This window comes from Promicromonospora sp. CA-289599, from assembly GCF_050936155.1.
Classification (GTDB): Bacteria; Actinomycetota; Actinomycetes; order Actinomycetales; family Cellulomonadaceae; genus Promicromonospora.
The window spans coordinates 2,565,066-2,581,534 of sequence record NZ_JBNJNI010000001.1; the positions used below are offsets into that span (position 1 = coordinate 2,565,066).

The 16,469-nt window shown below is 69.2% G+C and carries 12 protein-coding genes; 8 read left to right on the forward strand and 4 right to left on the reverse strand.

Going from position 1 to position 16,469, the window contains the following annotated elements; genetic code table 11:
• Window positions 1–37: 37 nt before the first annotated feature.
• From ACQEVI_RS11385 to ACQEVI_RS11420, 8 genes are all read left to right on the forward strand, one after another.
• Window positions 38–667 (forward strand): NUDIX hydrolase, encoded by a 630-nt coding sequence (locus tag ACQEVI_RS11385; protein ID WP_432898402.1) that lies wholly within the window; start codon window positions 38–40, stop codon window positions 665–667.
• Window positions 664–2,913 carry a DUF6049 family protein gene (locus tag ACQEVI_RS11390; protein ID WP_432898405.1) on the forward strand — a complete coding sequence of 750 codons (2,250 nt, stop codon included), beginning with the start codon at window positions 664–666 and terminating at the stop codon, window positions 2,911–2,913. The genes ACQEVI_RS11385 and ACQEVI_RS11390 overlap by 4 nt, the downstream gene beginning before the upstream one ends.
• Before the next feature lie 85 nt (window positions 2,914–2,998).
• Window positions 2,999–4,729 (forward strand): murein biosynthesis integral membrane protein MurJ, encoded by a 1,731-nt coding sequence (gene murJ / locus ACQEVI_RS11395; RefSeq protein WP_432898408.1) that lies wholly within the window; start codon window positions 2,999–3,001, stop codon window positions 4,727–4,729.
• A gap of 166 nt (window positions 4,730–4,895) precedes the next feature.
• Window positions 4,896–6,764, forward strand: coding sequence for a protein kinase family protein (locus ACQEVI_RS11400; RefSeq protein WP_432898411.1), 1,869 nt, complete (start codon window positions 4,896–4,898; stop codon window positions 6,762–6,764).
• A 216-nt stretch (window positions 6,765–6,980) separates the two neighbouring features.
• The gene (trxB, locus tag ACQEVI_RS11405; RefSeq protein WP_377141710.1) at window positions 6,981–7,976 is read left to right on the forward strand and encodes a thioredoxin-disulfide reductase; all 996 of its coding nucleotides are present in this window, start codon (window positions 6,981–6,983) and stop codon (window positions 7,974–7,976) included.
• Window positions 7,977–8,044: 68 nt separating this feature from the next.
• A complete protein-coding gene (gene trxA / locus ACQEVI_RS11410; RefSeq protein ID WP_357448134.1) occupies window positions 8,045–8,371 on the forward strand; it encodes a thioredoxin in 327 nt (108 codons plus the stop codon).
• A 161-nt stretch (window positions 8,372–8,532) separates the two neighbouring features.
• Window positions 8,533–9,843 carry a PLP-dependent aminotransferase family protein gene (locus ACQEVI_RS11415; RefSeq protein ID WP_432898416.1) on the forward strand — a complete coding sequence of 437 codons (1,311 nt, stop codon included), beginning with the start codon at window positions 8,533–8,535 and terminating at the stop codon, window positions 9,841–9,843.
• 97 nt (window positions 9,844–9,940) lie between these two features.
• Complete coding sequence (locus tag ACQEVI_RS11420) at window positions 9,941–10,975, forward strand: D-alanine--D-alanine ligase family protein (RefSeq protein ID WP_432898419.1); 1,035 nt, start codon at window positions 9,941–9,943, stop codon at window positions 10,973–10,975.
• Window positions 10,976–11,085: 110 nt separating this feature from the next.
• Here the strand turns inward: ACQEVI_RS11420 and ACQEVI_RS11425 are convergent, their stop codons facing one another.
• The 4 genes from ACQEVI_RS11425 to ACQEVI_RS11440 form a co-directional block, all read right to left on the reverse strand.
• Window positions 11,086–12,360 (reverse strand): ParB/RepB/Spo0J family partition protein, encoded by a 1,275-nt coding sequence (locus ACQEVI_RS11425; RefSeq protein WP_432898422.1) that lies wholly within the window; start codon window positions 12,358–12,360, stop codon window positions 11,086–11,088.
• Between the two features lie 97 nt (window positions 12,361–12,457).
• The gene (locus tag ACQEVI_RS11430) at window positions 12,458–14,455 is read right to left on the reverse strand and encodes an AAA family ATPase (protein WP_432898425.1); all 1,998 of its coding nucleotides are present in this window, start codon (window positions 14,453–14,455) and stop codon (window positions 12,458–12,460) included.
• 668 nt (window positions 14,456–15,123) lie between these two features.
• Complete coding sequence (rsmG, locus tag ACQEVI_RS11435; RefSeq protein ID WP_432905902.1) at window positions 15,124–15,783, reverse strand: 16S rRNA (guanine(527)-N(7))-methyltransferase RsmG; 660 nt, start codon at window positions 15,781–15,783, stop codon at window positions 15,124–15,126.
• Window positions 15,784–15,910: 127 nt separating this feature from the next.
• The gene (locus ACQEVI_RS11440) at window positions 15,911–16,465 is read right to left on the reverse strand and encodes a protein jag (protein WP_432898428.1); all 555 of its coding nucleotides are present in this window, start codon (window positions 16,463–16,465) and stop codon (window positions 15,911–15,913) included.
• Window positions 16,466–16,469: the final 4 nt, after the last annotated feature.

Here is a 16,469-nt window from a genome sequence, read left to right on the forward strand (position 1 = left end):
GACCAGACCAACGGTGCTCAGTCGGTAGTGTTGGGGCATGTCCACCCCAGTTCCGGCGAGCGACCGTCCTGACGGTCGCCCGGAGGTGCCCCCGCCGCCCGGCGGAGCGCCCTTGCGGGTGAATCCTGCCCGGCGCGCGGCGGCGAGCCCGACGCATCTGCCCGTCGTCGACGAGACCTCCGCGGGCGGCCTGGTGCTGCGAGGCGGTTCCGAGCGGCCCGAGGACTTCAGTGCGGCGGTGCTGCTGCGCCGGAACCGGACGGGGCGCCTCGAATGGTGCCTCCCGAAGGGCCATCTCGAGGGTCGTGAGACACCTCAGGAGGCGGCGATCCGGGAGATCCGCGAGGAGACCGGGATCCGCGGCTCGATCCAGGCGGAGCTCGGCGTGATCGACTACTGGTTCACCGGTGAGGACCGGAGAGTCCACAAGGTGGTGCACCATTACCTCTTGCGCGCGGAGGGCGGTCGCCTGACCGTGGAGGACGATCCGGACGGCGAAGCCGAGGACGCTCTCTGGGTCAGGGTCGACGAGCTCGCTGCGCGCCTGTCGTACCCGAACGAGCAGCGACTGGCCGTCGCCGCCCTGGACCTTCTCGAGTCATCGAGGGATCTCCGGGACGCGCTGCGTGCTGACGCCTTCCCCACGGAGCGCCCCGACCTGCCATGACGCAGCACCCCGACCTCGCACACAGTTCCGCCCTCCGCCGGGCGGCCCGTCACACCGGCAAGACAGGCGCCGTGCTCCTGGCGGCCATGCTGCTTGCCGGGTCCGCAGTGGTTCCGGCGAACGCCACCGTTCCGACGTCGGGAGGTGCCGCCGTCGGTACGGCCCCGGCGCCCGTCTCCGACACGGTCGCCGAGGACCTCTCCGCGGGTGTCCCCGCCGCGCCGTCGGCCCAGGGCACGGTGGACGTCTCGATCACCGACGTCTCGCACCCGACCGCGCAGCCTGGCGACGTGGTGACCATCCGGGCAAAGATCACCAACCACACCGGCGCCGTCGTCTCCGGAGCCAACGTCAGCCTGGCCGTCAACTACGTGGCGATCACGTCCCGCGCCGAGGTCAGCGAGTGGGCCTCCGCGGACCTGCTGGACCCGGTCAGGGGCATGCCCACCACGAAGCCGCTCGGACGGCTGGACGCGGGTGCGTCCAAGGACGTCTCGTTCACCTATGACCCTGGTGTCGCGGCACTGCAAGGTTTCGGCCCCCGCCGCTTCGCGGTCAGCGTCGACGACGCCACGGGTCGGCTCGGCATCGCGCGCTCGTTCCTGCTCTACGACGCCGACGGCGCCGAGCGTGCGCCCATGCGGCTCAGCGTCCTTGCCGGTATCACCGGCCCGGCCACCGACCCGGCAGACCACAGCACCACCGACATCGAGCTGGCGCAGCTGGCTGCCGCGGGCCAGCGGCTCGACGGCGTGGTGGAGGTCGCGGAGCACAGCAAGCTGTCGCTCGCCGTCGACCCCTCGGTGATGGCCGTCGCCGCAGCGTCGAAGGACTCCGCACTCATCGCCTGGTCCGAACGTCTCCTCGACGCCGCGGGCAGGACGACCACCTACACGATCCCCGACCGCGACCCTGATCTCGCCGCGCTCGCACACGCCAACGTGCGGACCACCGGTCCGCGCAGCTTCCTCCGCGTCCCCCGCCTGGACGACTGGCGTGTCCCGAAGAGCTGGCTCCCGGGCCTCGCCTGGCCGGCCGACGGCGCCGTGCCGGACATCGAGACCCTCGGGCTGGCCGTGGCCGCCGGCCGGCCGAACGTTCTGGTCAGCGGTGGACTGGCTGCGGAGAGCGCTACGGCGACCGGGCGGGCGGAGGTCACCACCCCGTCGGGCACCGCGCATGCGGCAGTCACCGACGCCACGCTGACCAGCGCCCTTCTCTCGGCGACCGACCTGTCGCAGGCGGAGACCGCCAACGCCGAGAGCGCCGCCGACGCGGGCTCCACAGGCACCACGACCACCGCCGCCGAAGGAACGCAACGCCTCCTAGCGGAGACGGCAGCGATCGTGAACCAGTCACCGGTAGAGCCGCCGACCAAGTCCATCGTGATGCCGCGGACCTGGACCCCGGACGCCGCGGCCGCCACCGCCGTCCTGGGTGCGCTCGAGGACGCCGACTGGGTGGAGACCACCACCCTCGACGACCTGTTCGCCCAGGATGCTCCGGACATCGCGCGCGAGCCTCTCCCGAACCGCAAGGTGCACAAGGCCGAGCTCTCCCCGACCAGCGTCGCGGCCCTCGAGCGCGCTCGGGACGCGGTCGTGACCTTCTCGTCCGTCGCGGTCGATGACCAGACCCCGCTCTGGAAGCCGGGAGTCGCCCGTCTCGCAGGGCCGCTGGCGGTCGCGCAGCGCGCCGACCCCGGCATCCGGAACCTGCTCTCCCAGCGGACGCTCAAGGCAGCCGACAAGTTCACGCACGAGTCCGTGACCGTCGTCCCCCGCCAGGACATCAACTTCATCACGGACGTCGGGAACATCCCGGTGCGCGTCCGCAACACGCTCGACGTGGACGCGACGGTGACCGTGGTGCTGCGCCCCGACCACCCGCGGCTCACCGTCGGCGACCGCCGCACCACGACCGTCCCGGCCGGCGAGGAGCTCGACGTACAGGTTCCGGTGCGCGCCATCGGCTCCGGCGACGTCGACGTCAGGGCACAGCTCCTCACGCCGACCGGCGCCCAGTTCACCGACGACTCGGCATTCCAGGTCCGCGTCCGCGCGGGCTGGGAAGAGGTCGGCACCTGGATCGCCGCGGGCCTCGTCGCGCTGCTGTTCCTTGCCGGCATCTGGCGTACGGTGCGGCGCGGCCGCTCGCCGTACCGCGCCACCCGCGAGGACGTCGAGGAGGCGGCCGAGGCGCCCGAGCCGACGGCGCCGGACTCCGTGGCCGTCCGGGCAGAGTAGTGTTTCGGCCGCCGCACACTTCGGCCACGCAGCACCGGGCAAGGCCCCAGACCACGGGAGTAGTCGCTTGACCCAGGAGAGAGCCGTGACCGTACCGACCGACCCGGCGTCGGACCCCAGCGCGGAGGCCGCGAGCGGTCCGGGCGCGCCCACCACACCACCACCGCCGGCACGCGGCCTGGGCCGCAACTCGATGGTGATGGCGGCGGGCACTGCCGCCTCCCGCCTCGGCGGCCTGGTGCGAAACCTGATGCTGGTGGCCGCGGTCAGCTCGGTGGGCAGCGTCTCCATCGCGTTCGACGTGGCCAACAAGCTGCCCAACGTGATGTTCGCGATCCTCGCGGGCGGCATGCTGAACGCGGTCCTGGTGCCGCAGATCGTCAAGGCGTTCCGCGCGCACAACACGCAGGAGCGGATCGACAAGCTGCTCACCATCTCGGCGGTGGGCATCCTCGCGATCACCGCGATCCTCACGGGCGCGTCGGCGTGGGTGGTGATGCTCTACACGGACGGCTGGTCGGCGGAGCAGCTCGCGCTGGGCACCGTGTTCGCCTACTGGTGCATCCCGCAGCTCTTCTTCTACGGCCTCTACACACTGCTGGGCCAGGTGCTGAACGCGCGCGAGCAGTTCGGGCCGTTCATGTGGGCGCCGGTGGCCAACAACGTCGTCTCGGTCATCGGGTTCGGCATCTTCCTCGTGGTGTTCGGCACCGCGCCGGAGCGCGGCATCAACGACCTGTCGGAGTGGGACACCCCGCGCACGATCCTGCTCGCGGGCACCGCGACCCTCGGCATCGCCGCGCAGGCGCTGGTACTGCTGATCCCCCTGCTGCGTTCGGGCTTCCGCTGGCACTTCCGCCTGGGGCTGCGCGGTATCGGGCTGCGCTCGGCCGGGTCGGTGGCCCTGTGGACCTTCGCCGCGGTGGTGCTGGAGCAGGCCGGTGTCCTGTACCTGACCCGGGTCTCGTCCGAGGCCGGTGCGATGAGCACTCCCTTGGAGGCGGTCGCCGGTAACGGCTCCTACGCGCAGGCACTCCTGATCTACCTGCTGCCCCACTCGCTCGTCACCGTCTCCATCGCGACCGCCCTGTTCACGGGCATCAGCAAGGCCGCACAGGAAGGCGATACGGATCGCGTCCGTGACGACCTCTCCATGGGTCTGCGCACGATCGGCGTCTTCACTGTGTTCGCCACCGCCGCCCTGACCGTGCTGGCCGCTCCGGCCACGGCGTTCATCGTTCCCACGGCGGGCGAGGAGGGCACCGCGCTCATCGCGCCCGTGCTGGTCGCGCTCTCGTTCGGCCTGGTGCCGCTCGGCGCGATGGCCCTCATGAAGTGGGTCTACTACGCCTACGAGGACGGGCGTTCCGTCTTCTGGATCACCGTGCCGTCCACGCTCGTCCTGGTGGCCGGGCTGATCGCCGCGCAGATCTGGCTGCCGATCGAGACCTGGGTGATCGCCGCCGCCGGCGCCTACGCCCTGTCGAACTGGATCACCGTGCTCCTGCGCACCCGGGGCCTCAGGACCAAGCTCGGCGGGCGGCTCGACGGCGGACGCGTGCTCGCGCTCCACGCCAAGACGCTCCTCGCGGCCGTCGTCTCCGGGCTGGCCGGATGGGGTGTGTACCGGCTGGTCGGCGGGTTCGAGGCGCTCTCGTTCGGCAACGGCTGGGTGCTGACGATGCTCAGCGGCCTGTGGGTGTCGGCACTGTGCGGCCTGGTCATGGTCGTCGTCTACGTGGTGCTGCTCCGCCTGCTCCGGGTCAAGGAGCTCGACCGCCTGCTCGGCCCGCTGCTCGCGCGGCTCAAGCGCTGACCCACTCCGTCGTCGTACCGGAAGCGCAGATCGCTGATCTGCGCTTCCGTTGCGTCTCTGCGACATTTCGACGGGCTGTCGGCGGTTCCGCGTAGCATGGCGACGGTGCCCGACCCCTCCGGTCGCGCACCTGCTACTGTCCCCCCGAGCGAGCGAGGAGGTCCGCGTGAGCACCGTCGAGCCAGGCATGGTGCTGGTCGAGAGATACAGGCTTGGCCAGCAGGTGTCGACCGACCTCGCCGCGGCCACCGCCTGGGAGGCACACGACCTGATCCTGGGCCGCGAGGTCCGCGTGACTCTCGTGACCGGGCCTTATTCAGGTGATGCCCTGGACTCCGCCCGACGCGCCGCGCTCGTCACGGACCCCCGTCTGGTGCGGGTCCTCGACGCCGGGTCCGACGCCGACGGTCGCAGGTACGTCGTCACCGAACCGCACACCGGTTCCACGTTGACCGAGATCGTCTCGAGCGGTCTGGTGGACGAGCAGCAGGCCAGGGCGATCGTAGGTGAGGCGGCCGCCGCCCTCGGTGTGGCGCACGCACGCGGTGTGCACCACACCGCTCTGCGCCCCGAGGCCGTGCGGGTGGACGGCCACCAGGTCAGGATCACCGGCCTGGGGCTCGACGGCGGCCTCGCTTCCGGTGCGACGCTGAACGTCAAGCCCGCGCAGCTCGACGCTCAGGGACTGGTGGCCCTGCTCTACTACGCGATGACGGCACGCTGGCCCGGCCAGGATCTCGAGGCCGACTGGATCGCCAAGGACACCCTGATCCCACTGCCCGCACTGCTCGACGCTTCCGGCGCTGTGGCGCCGCTGTCCACGCTGGTTCCCCACGTGGATTCCGACATCGATGCTCTGGTGGGCCGGACGTTCGCCGCGCCCGGCAGCACCGACGGACCGATGAACCCCGACGACGTGACCACGGCTCTTCAGCCGTGGGGAGAGGTTTCCGTAGTGGCATCGCTGCCTGGATTCGTGCAGCCCGAGCCGGAGGGGCCGCGACGGCAGTCAATCGCCGACGCTTTCGGCGCCGAGGGCACACCGCCCGTTCGACGCCCGGTCACCGGCCGGATCGCACGCAACGACGAGACGATGGCGACGGGAGCGGGCAACGTGCCCGCTGGTTACCCCGAGCCGCAGAACGAGTACACCTACGAGCCGCAGGTCTTCGGTGGGCACGCACCTGTGCCGCCCCCGCCTCCGGACGGTGGCGTACCGGTGGGCTACGACCAGTTCGGCCAGCCGGTCGGCCAGGTCCCGCCTGGTTACGACCAGGGGCAGTACGCGCAGGAGGGTGCGCCCCAGCAGTACCCGCCGCAGTACGCCCCGGCCGGTTACGACCAGGGCGGCGGCTACTACGGCCAGGACGGCGGGTTCGCCACCCAGCCCGCACCCAAGCGCGGCGGCGTCAACCCGACGCCGATCGTGCTCGGGCTGGTCGGTGTCGCTGTGGTGGCCGGTCTGATCTGGGCCATCAACTCGGTGCTGTCGCCTCCTCCGGAGCTGATCGCCGATGCTTCCCCGTCACCTGAGGTGAGCACCTCGGCCGGCGCCGGCGGTGAGGAAGAGGGTGAAGGCAGCTCGCCGCCCTCTCCCCCGGCGCAGACGGAAGCGCGACCGGTGATCGACTCGGCCGCGCTGCTCGGCACGCTCGACTGGAACGGCGAGACCATCGACCACCCCGAGAAGGTGGAGCTCGCCTACGACACCGACCCGGCCACGTTCTACTACACGACCACGTACCAGCAGGCCGCGTTCGGTGGTTACAAGGACTCGCTCGGCATGGAGCTCAAGCTGCGCGAGCCGGCCTCGGTCAGCAAGGTCGAGCTGCTGACCAACACTCCGGGCGGCAAGGTCCAGATCCTGAAGGGCGGTGCGGGCGGTGAGGTGCTCGCGGAGGGCACCTTCTCCGAGACCACCACGTTCGAGCTGACCGAACCCGTCGTGAGTGACTCGTTCACCATCTGGGTGACCGAGCTGCCGCAGGCGTCGAACGGTTTCCGGCTGGAGCTGAACGAGGTGGTGCTGAGCTGACCTGTCGTCAGCCAGCAGAGTCATCCAGAACGCCGGTGGGAACGAACACATGATGTTGATGGTTCGTTCTCCCGGCGTTCTGGGCGTCTGAGCACCTGGGCCTGGCCGCCCATCGAAGAATGTCGATGTCGTGTGGCGAGGTTCACGCCCGCGATGGCGCCATAGGTGACCTGGCCTGGAACACTAGGACGCGGTCGCGTGTTATGGCGTGTGCCCATGGAACTCGAGGAGAACACCTTGACCGAACAGACCACCGCTCCGGCGGCCGGGACCACCGACGCCCCCGTGCTCGACGTCGTCATCGTGGGGTCCGGCCCCGCGGGATATACCGCAGCCATCTATGCGGCGCGCGCAGGTTTTGCGCCCGTTGTCATCGCGGGCTCGGTCACTGCCGGTGGCGCACTGATGAACACCACCGAGGTCGAGAACTTCCCCGGCTTCCCTGCCGGGATCCAGGGTCCCGACATGATGGAAGCCATGCGCGAGCAGGCCGAGAAGTTCGGCGCCAAGGTCATCTGGGACGACGCCGAGCAGGTCGAGCTGTCCGGTGACGTCAAGACCATCGTGACGGGCGGCGGCGACACCTACCGCGCCCGTGCTGTCATCCTCGCCACCGGATCCGCGTACCGCGAGCTGGGCATCTCCGACGAGAAGCGCCTCTCCGGACGCGGCGTCTCGTGGTGCGCGACCTGCGACGGCTTCTTCTTCCGTGACCAGGACATCGCGGTGGTGGGTGGTGGCGACTCCGCGATGGAGGAGGCCACGTTCCTCACCCGGTTCGCGTCCAAGGTCACCGTCGTGCACCGTCGCGACGACCTGCGCGCCTCGAAGATCATGGCCGAGCGCGCCCTCGCGGACCCGAAGATCGAGTTCGCGTGGAACAGCGAGGTCGCCGGTATCTCCGGTGACAGCAAGGTCTCGGGCATCAGCCTGCGCGACACGGTCACCGGCGAGATCCGGGACCTGGACGCGACCGGCCTGTTCGTCGCGATCGGCCACGAGCCCCGCACCGACCTGGTCAAGGGCCAGGTCGACCTGGACGAGAACGGCTACATCCTCGTCGAGGGCCGGAGCACTCGGACCAACCTTCCCGGTGTCTTCGCCTGTGGCGACGCCGTCGACCACACCTACCGCCAGGCGATCACGGCCGCCGGTTCGGGCTGCTCCGCGGCGCTCGACGCCCAGGCCTTCCTCGACTCGCTGAACGACTGATCTCCGGCCGGTTCCCACCGACCGCGCCCCTCTCGGCCCTCCAGGGGCCACGAACAAGGAGATGCTGGATGAGCACCATCAAGGTCACCGACGACACCTTCAAGACCGAGGTCCTCGACTCTGACATTCCTGTCTTCGTCGACTTCTGGGCGACCTGGTGCGGCCCGTGCCGCATGGTGGCGCCGATCCTCGAGGAGCTGTCGGAGGAGTACGAGGGCAAGATCAAGATCGTCAAGATCGACACCGACGAGAACCGCCAGACCGCCATGGACTACGGCATCGTGTCGATCCCGACGCTCAACGTCTACAAGGGCGGTGAGGTCGTCAAGTCGATCATCGGCGCCCGCCCGAAGCGCGCGCTGACCGAGGAGATCGACGAGGTCCTCGCGGGCTGACCTCGCACGCACCGCTACGAGGAGCGCGTGTCCGTCGCACCTGATGCCGTCATCGGGTGGTTCGGGACACGCGCTCCTTGTCGTTGCCGGCCACGTAGTCTCACCTTTTCGCCACGAACGGACACTCGGCCACACACCACCCCCGTGCGAGACTGGGCCGCGTGAACGAGCTTCCCGAGACCGCCGGTAACCGCCTCGACCCGTGGTTCGGCGCGTACGCGGCGCGAGCGCACGGCATGCGCGCCTCGGAGATCCGGGCACTCTTCTCGGTCGCGAACCGTCCCGAGGTCGTGTCGCTCGCGGGTGGCATGCCGTACCTTGAGGGCCTTCCCCTCGACGTCATCGCGGACACCATGCGGCGGCTCATCGTCACCAAGGGGACCACCGCCCTGCAGTACGGCTCGGGCCAGGGCGAAGAGAGCCTGCGTGAGCACATCACGCAGGTCGTCGCGCTCGAAGGCGTCTCCGCCCACCCCGACGACGTCGTCGTCACCACGGGTTCGCAGTCCGCGCTCGACCTGGTGACCCGCATCTTCATCGACCCGGGTGACGTCGTCATCGCCGAGGCACCGTCCTACGTCGGAGCGCTCGGCGTGTTCCGGTCCTACCAGGCCGACGTCGTCCAGGTGCCGCTCGACGCCGACGGGCTCGTCCCCGCGGAGCTCGACGCCACACTGACCCGCCTCGCGAACGAAGGCCGCCGTGTGAAGTTCCTCTACACGGTTCCGACGTTCCAGAACCCTGCGGGTGTCTCTCTCTCCGCCGAGCGTCGCCCGCAGCTGCTCGAGATCTGTCGTCGGCACGGCGTCCTTGTCGTCGAGGACAACCCGTACGGTCTGCTCGGCTTCGACGAGGAGCCCTTGCCCGCGTTGCGCTCCTACGACAGTGACGGCGTGCTGTACCTCGGGTCGTTCTCCAAGACGTTCGCCCCGGGATACCGGGTCGGTTTCGTGATCGCTCCCCACGCGGTGCGCGAGAAGCTGGTCCTGGCGAGCGAGTCGGCGGTCCTGTCCCCCTCCAACGCCTCGCAGCTCGCCGTGGCGACCTACCTCGAGACGTGTGACTGGAAGGCGCAGATCAAGGCCTACCGCGAGCTGTATCGCGAACGACGCGACGCTCTGGTGGGCGCGCTCGGTGAACATCTCCCGAGCGCGTCGTGGAACGTGCCGAAAGGCGGATTCTTCGTGTGGGTGCGGCTCCCGGAGGGCCTCGACTCCCGCGCCATGCTTCCTCGAGCCGTGACCGCGCGCGTGGCGTACGTCCCCGGCACGGCGTTCTACTACGACGGGAGCGGCTCCGACCACATGCGGCTGTCGTTCTGCTTCCCCACGCCGGAGCGCATCCGCGAGGGTGTACGCCGGCTCGCGGGCGTCGTCAACGGTGAGGCCGAGCTGGTACAGATCTTCGGCACGGCAGCGCGACCCGATCCCGACACGGACGATGTCGAGAGCCCCGCTCCCGACCTGGCATGACGTCATGCGTAGCGCCAGAGGACCACACCGTCCAGGAGATCGGGCTGTCTGGCACGATGGCAGCTGACCCGTCGATCACAACCGAGTGAGTCCCTAGATGACCAGTTCCGCCCCTGCTCCGTCCACTCCGGCGTCCGCCGGCTCCGCGGGCCTGCCCAAGCGCCCTGGTGGGCCCGATGCCGCGGACAGCGCTCCCCTGGTGGTCATCCTCGCCGGCGGACTGTCGCACGAACGCGACGTCTCGCTCCGGTCGGGACGTCGGGTCGCGGAGGCGCTGCGCTCCACCGGCCTGGAGGTCGTGCTGCACGACGTCGACGCCGACCTCCTGGCATTCCTTCGCAACACCCGGCCCGACGTCGTCTGGCCGCTGTTGCACGGCACGTCCGGCGAAGACGGCTCGGTACGCGACGTGCTCGACATGCTCGGCCTGCCGTACGTGGGCACCGGCCCGCGCGCCAGCCGCACGGTCTGGAACAAGCCGATCTCGAAGGCAGCCCTGCTCGATGCCGGCCTCTCGACGCCCGACTACGTGACGCTCCCCCAGAGCCTCTTCCGGGACCTCGGGGCACAGCCGGTGCTCGACACGGTGGTGCGGCGGCTGGGGCTCCCCCTCGTGGTCAAGCCGACGGAGGGCGGCTCTGCGCTCGGCGTCACCGTCGTGACCCGGGCGGAGGACCTGCCGCGAGCGATGGTGGAGTGCTTCGCCTACGGCGAGACAGCTCTCATCGAGCACGCCGTCATCGGCACCGAGCTGGCCATCAGCGTGATCGACGGGCCCGACGGGCCGGAGGCGCTGCCCGCTGTGGAGATAGTCGCCGACGGCCGCTACGACTACGCCGCTCGCTACGTCGCCGGCGAGGCCGAGTTCTTCGCCCCCGCGCGCCTCACTCCGGACCAGGCCACGCTGGTGTCAGACGTCGCGGTCCGTGCCCACCAGGCTCTGCACCTGCGTCATCTGTCCCGTACCGACCTGATCCTCGACTCCTCTGGCGCCGCCCAGATCCTTGAGGTCAGCGTCGCGCCGGGCATGACAGAGATGTCTGTGCTGCCCCAGGCGATCGCGGCGAGCGGCCGCGACCTCGCGGCGCTGTACCGCAAGATAGTCGACACCTCGCTGGCCCTGGTGCCCTGACGCCGTCGCCTACCGGCTGAGACGACGCTGGGCCGGCATCTCCCTGTGCGGAGATGCCGGCCCGGCGTCTTTGTGTGCTTCTACCGCTTCCGCGGTCCCCCTGCAGGGGGTCAGGCGCCAGAGGGCGGCTTCAGGAGGCCGCGCTCGTCCGGAGCCATCACATTGAGGATCCGGTTGAGGTCTTCGACCGAGGCGAACTCGACGGTCATTCGACCCTTGGTCTTGCCGAGCGCCACCTTGACCCTGGTCTCGAACCGGTCGGAGAGGCGGGTCGCCAGCTCGTCCACCGCTTCGCTGCGGGTGCCGGCACGCGGCGCCTTGCGGGTCTTGCCGTTGCTGCCGTCGGACTCCGTCAGCATGACGATCTCCTCGGTCGCACGCACCGAGAGCCCTTCCGACACGATGCGTTGAGCGAGTCGTTCGATCTCCGCGCCGTCGCTCAGACCGAGAAGCGCGCGAGCGTGCCCGGCCGAGAGCACGCCGGCAGCGACACGTCGCTGCACCAGCGGAGGCAGCCTGAGCAGCCGCAGCGTGTTCGAGATCTGGGGACGGCTTCGTGCGATCCGATTTGCGAGCTCTTCGTGCGTGCAGCCGAAGTCGTCGAGGAGCTGACGGTAGGCCGCGGCCTCCTCGAGCGGGTTCAGATCCGAACGGTGCAGGTTCTCCAGGAGCGCGTCACGGAGCATGTCACCGTCGTCGGTCTCCCGGACGATCGCCGGAATGGTCTCGAGCTGTGCTGCCTGCGTCGCGCGCCAGCGCCGCTCGCCCATGATGAGCTCGTACTCACCAGGGTGTTCCTTGTCCGGGCGGACGACGATCGGCTGGAGCACGCCGATCTCCCTGATCGACTCGACCAGCTCGTCGAGGTCTCCTTCGTCGAAGACCGTGCGGGGCTGCCAGTTGTTCGGACGGATCGCCGTGACGGGGAGCTCGGCGAAGCGCGCGCCCGGAACCGGGAGGAGGTCTCCTGTTTCACGTGAAACGGAGGACGTCTCGCCCTCCTCGCGGCTGAAGAACGTGTCGTCGAGCGCGGACGCACCGCCACTCTCCGCAGCTTCGTTCGCGACCGAGAGCCGCCCGCTGGCGATCGCGGAGTCCCACTTCACGGTGCTCGGACGAGGACCGTTGGTCTTGACAGCCTTCTTCTCCGTCGCCGGCTCCGCTGAGACGGTGTCCACGGAGATGGTGCTCACCGGCACCTCGTCCGTCGCGTCCAGCGCCGGTGACGGACGCTCCTCCACCACGGTCGCGACCGAACCGCCCAGTGCGTAGTCGGCGCCGTCGGACTCGCCCGACCCTGTTCCGGCGCCGAGCTCATCCGGCTCGGGACCCGTCGGGATCAGGGCGCCCAGGCCCCGCCCGAGCCCGCGTCGCTTCGCACTCATCGTGTCTCCTCGTCGGTTCCGGTCTCGCGTCCAGCGCGGACAGGCTTCTTCTCCATCACCACGGTCCGCGTCGCGTCGCGTGCTTCACTGCGCACCATCAGTCCTGCGCTCCGACCGGCTCCGCCTGCATCGCACGACGCGGGCTCGAACCACCCTGGCCGCGCTCGGCCAGTTCACGGGATGCCTGAAGGTACGCCAGCGCACCCGTAGATGTCGCGTCGTAGGTCATCACCGTCTGGCCGTAGCTCGGGGCCTCGGAGATGCGCACCGACCGCGGGATGGTCGTCTTGAACGTCTCGGCCGGAAAGTGCGAACGGACCTCACCGGCGACCTGCTGCGCAAGGTTGGTGCGACCGTCGTACATGGTCAGCAGTATCGACGAGACGCGGAGCTCCGGGTTGAGGTGGGAGCGGATCAGGTCGATGGTCTTGAGCAGCTGGCTCAGGCCCTCGAGTGCGTAGTACTCGCACTGGATCGGTATGAAGACCTCGCGACCCGCCACGAACGCGTTGACCGTGAGGAGTCCCAGGCTGGGCGGGCAGTCGATGAGGACGTAGTCGATCCGTTCCTCGCCGGCGGCGACACGGTCCGCCAGGTACTTGTCGATCGCCTTCCGAAGTCTCGTTTCACGTGAAACGAGCGAGACGAGCTCGATCTCAGAACCCGAGAGGTCGATCGTCGCCGGGACGCCCCAGAGGTTCGGAACGTCGGGGCACTGCTGGATCGTGCTCGCCAGCGACTCGCCCTCCACGAGGATCTCGTACACCGACGGCGTCCCGGCACGGTGCTCGATGCCGAGCGCCGTGGAGGCGTTGCCCTGCGGGTCGTTGTCGATGACCAGTACGTTCAGGCCGGACTGGGCAAGACCCGCGGCGACGTTCACCGTGGTCGTCGTCTTGCCGACGCCGCCCTTCTGGTTGGCCACCGTGATGATGCGCGTCTTCGGCGGGCGCGGGAACTTCCGCCCCTGGAGCTCGATGCGTCGGCGAGCGTCCATCGCCAGCTCTGCGGCGACAGGCGTCGTATCGTCAACGGCCGGAACGGTTGCGATGAGGGCTGACCGGCGCTCGTCATCGCCACCGTGCGGGCCGCCCGTGGGCTGCTGCGTGCCATTGGGCGTCTGCGCTGACCCGGACGTTTCACGTGAAACACCGGGAGCGGAGAGGCCCTGCACAGGAATCGGATCCGTCACGCGGCCACTGTAATCGCTGGCCACGTCTTCTGGCTCGGACTCCGGCTCTGTTTCACCGTCGAAATGTGTGAATTCCGCGTCCACGAGGACCACCGACTCGTCATCGTCGACCGGTGTGGGCGGTCCGAGAACCGCGGGCGCAGCGTTCACCGCGGCGTCGAGGGCCTCGCTCGCCCTGCGGATCGCGTCTGCCGGGACAGGTCGGTCTGACGGCAACTCTTCCATCTGATCGGGATCGACGTCGGCAGACGTCGCATCGGTCCCCCACTCGGCCGTGCTGGTGTCCGCAGCAGCCTCCAGCACCTCGGTCGGTTCGGCCGACTCCTTCACAGCGATCATGTCTGGTTCCTGATCTTCGGTCTCGGAAGCGGGCATCGTCACGGACTCGATCAGCTCGCTCAACGCAGCGACGCTCTTGCCCTCCTCGCCAGGACGGTCCTGGCCCCAGACCTGGTCCCGCGGCACGTTGCCCGCGATCACAGGTTGAGGCGGCGCCATGTCCTCGGACGAGATGGGCGTCGTCTCAGGTGCCGAAGGTTCGTCTCCCTCCGGCTCCTCGCGCTCAGCACCAGCCGCACCGGCCTCCGGCGCACTCAGACTGTCAGCGTCCGGGTCGGCGGCATCCACGCCGTACTCGATGATGGTGGTGTCAGGCTCGGTGGCTGACCCCGTGGCAGCTCTGTCGTCCGCGGGGTCAGCCTTCGATTCGCCGGCAATGTCGTGGGCGCTGTCGGCCGGCGCTGTCTCCACCTCATCAGCCTGTGCCGGGAGGTCGTCCTCAGATCCGTGAGATCCCGAGGAGGCCGCGTCGTCGATCGGAGCATCGCTCAGATCTCCAAAGTGCACAGGCGCGGCCTCCCCCTGCCCGTTGCCGGCTTCCGATTCCGGTCGCTCGGCGAGCACGGTAGAGCTCGGTGCCGGGGCCGACGCCATTGCCGCCGATCGCGCTTTCTCTGCCGCAGGCTCCTCCAGAACGGAGGCCTGTTCGGATGCGGACGAGTCGGGCGCTGTGGTGGAGGCAGCCGACGCCGCAACGGACTTGGCTGCCGCTACTCGCTTGGACTTTCGTCTGAAGAAGCACACGCCAGCAACGCTAAGGTCGGCGACCTGTTCAGCCCCGTCGAAACGCCGACCTCAGGGTGATCGGATCCACTCTTCGTCGGTATTCACGCCAGCTCTGCACGAGGCGACGAGTTTCGAAGGTCGGCGAGCCCGAAAACTACCCGAAGTCCGTTCCGGTGCCGAGGACGATCCTCCGCTCAGTTTCACGTGAAACGGACGACCAGCGAAGTCCGTATCCGTTCACGGCTGTCGACAGTCGGGCGTCGTTTCACGTGAAACAGGCCACCGCTGCTGCGCCTGTTTCGCGCGAACAGACCCGCGCCGAACTGGAGACCGGAGCAGTTACCTTCCGCCGGCGTGGGTCCCAACGGCTGTCCGGAGGGGGACCTGAACCCCCACGCCTCGCAGTCCACGGACAGGACGGAACCTTGCTCAGCTCCAACAAGAACGAGAGCGGCCACCCTCAGGTGACCGCTCCCGTTCCACGTGAAACATCTTCCTCGCGAGGACTACTTTCCTCGACGCACGCGCACGATCGTCGTCGACTCCACACCCTCGACGGTGGAGCCCTCAAGGATGTCGGGATCGCCAGTTGCGTACTTCCGCAGGATCTTGCGCGCCGGGTCGACCTCCTCTGCGACGCTGCGGCCCTTGAGGATCACCATCTCCCCGCCTACCCGAACCAGCGGCATGCTCAACCGGACCAGCTTCGACAGTGCGGCCACCGCTCGGGACGTCACGGCGTCGACCTCGAACGCGCCGTGGTACTCCTCCGCCCTCCCGCGCTTCACCTCGACGTTCTCCAGGCCGAGTTCAGCCACCACCTCCGACAGCCACGTCGTCCGTCGCTCCATCGGTTCGATCAGGATCACCTCGAGCTGCGGGCGCATCGCCGCCAGCACCACGCCTGGCAGCCCTGCGCCGGATCCGATGTCGGCCACCGACCCCGACGTCGGAAGGAAGGGCACGACCGCGGCGGAGTTCAGGATGTGCCGTTCCCAGATGCGCGGCACCTCGCGAGGCCCGATCAGCCCTCGGAGCTCGCCCTGGTCACGGAGCATCTCGGCGTAGTGGGCGACGCCGTCGTACGCATCGCCCAGGAACGCCTTGACGCTGTCGCTCGTGCCCAGCGTGTCGCCGCCGGGCACCGCAGTGTCTCCGTCGGGCATCTCCTGTGCCGCCACGTCCGAACCTTCCACGTCTCGTCCTCCAGTCGCTGTCGAAAGTAGCCAAACACACCGAGGGCCGGTGCACGCCCTCAGGGACGCACACCGGCCCTCGGCCGAGGCCGATAGTTCAGTCGGTGACCGTTGCCGGCGTGCCCGCCGGCTGGACCACCACGTACCGCTCGGGCTCGACCCCACGGGAGTCGCTGATCAGGCCGGCAGCCGCCACCGCGTCGTGCACCACCTTGCGCTCGAACGCATTGAGCGGCTCGAGCTCGACCTCCTCGCCGGAGCTGCGCACCCGCTCCACCGCAGCCTCCGCGATACGCGTGAGATCGACGCGGCGAGCGGCACGGTAGCCGCCGATGTCGAGCATCAGCCGGCTGCGCTCCCCGGTTCGGGTCTGCACCGCCAGGCGCGTGAGCTCCTGCATCGCGTCGAGCACCTCGCCCTCGCTACCGATGAGGTGCGCCAGCGACTTGGGGTCGTCCGCCACCACCTCGACCGCGGCACGGTCGTGCTTGATGTCGAGGTCGATGTCGCCGTCAAGATCGGCGATGTCGAGGAACTCCTCGAGGTAGTCGGCTGCGATCTCGCCCTCTTCTTCGAGGCGCTTGGTCCGGTCCTCGGGATCCACGACCGGAGCCTCGGGATCGGGTGTAGCCGTACCTGTGCTCGCGTTCATCGTG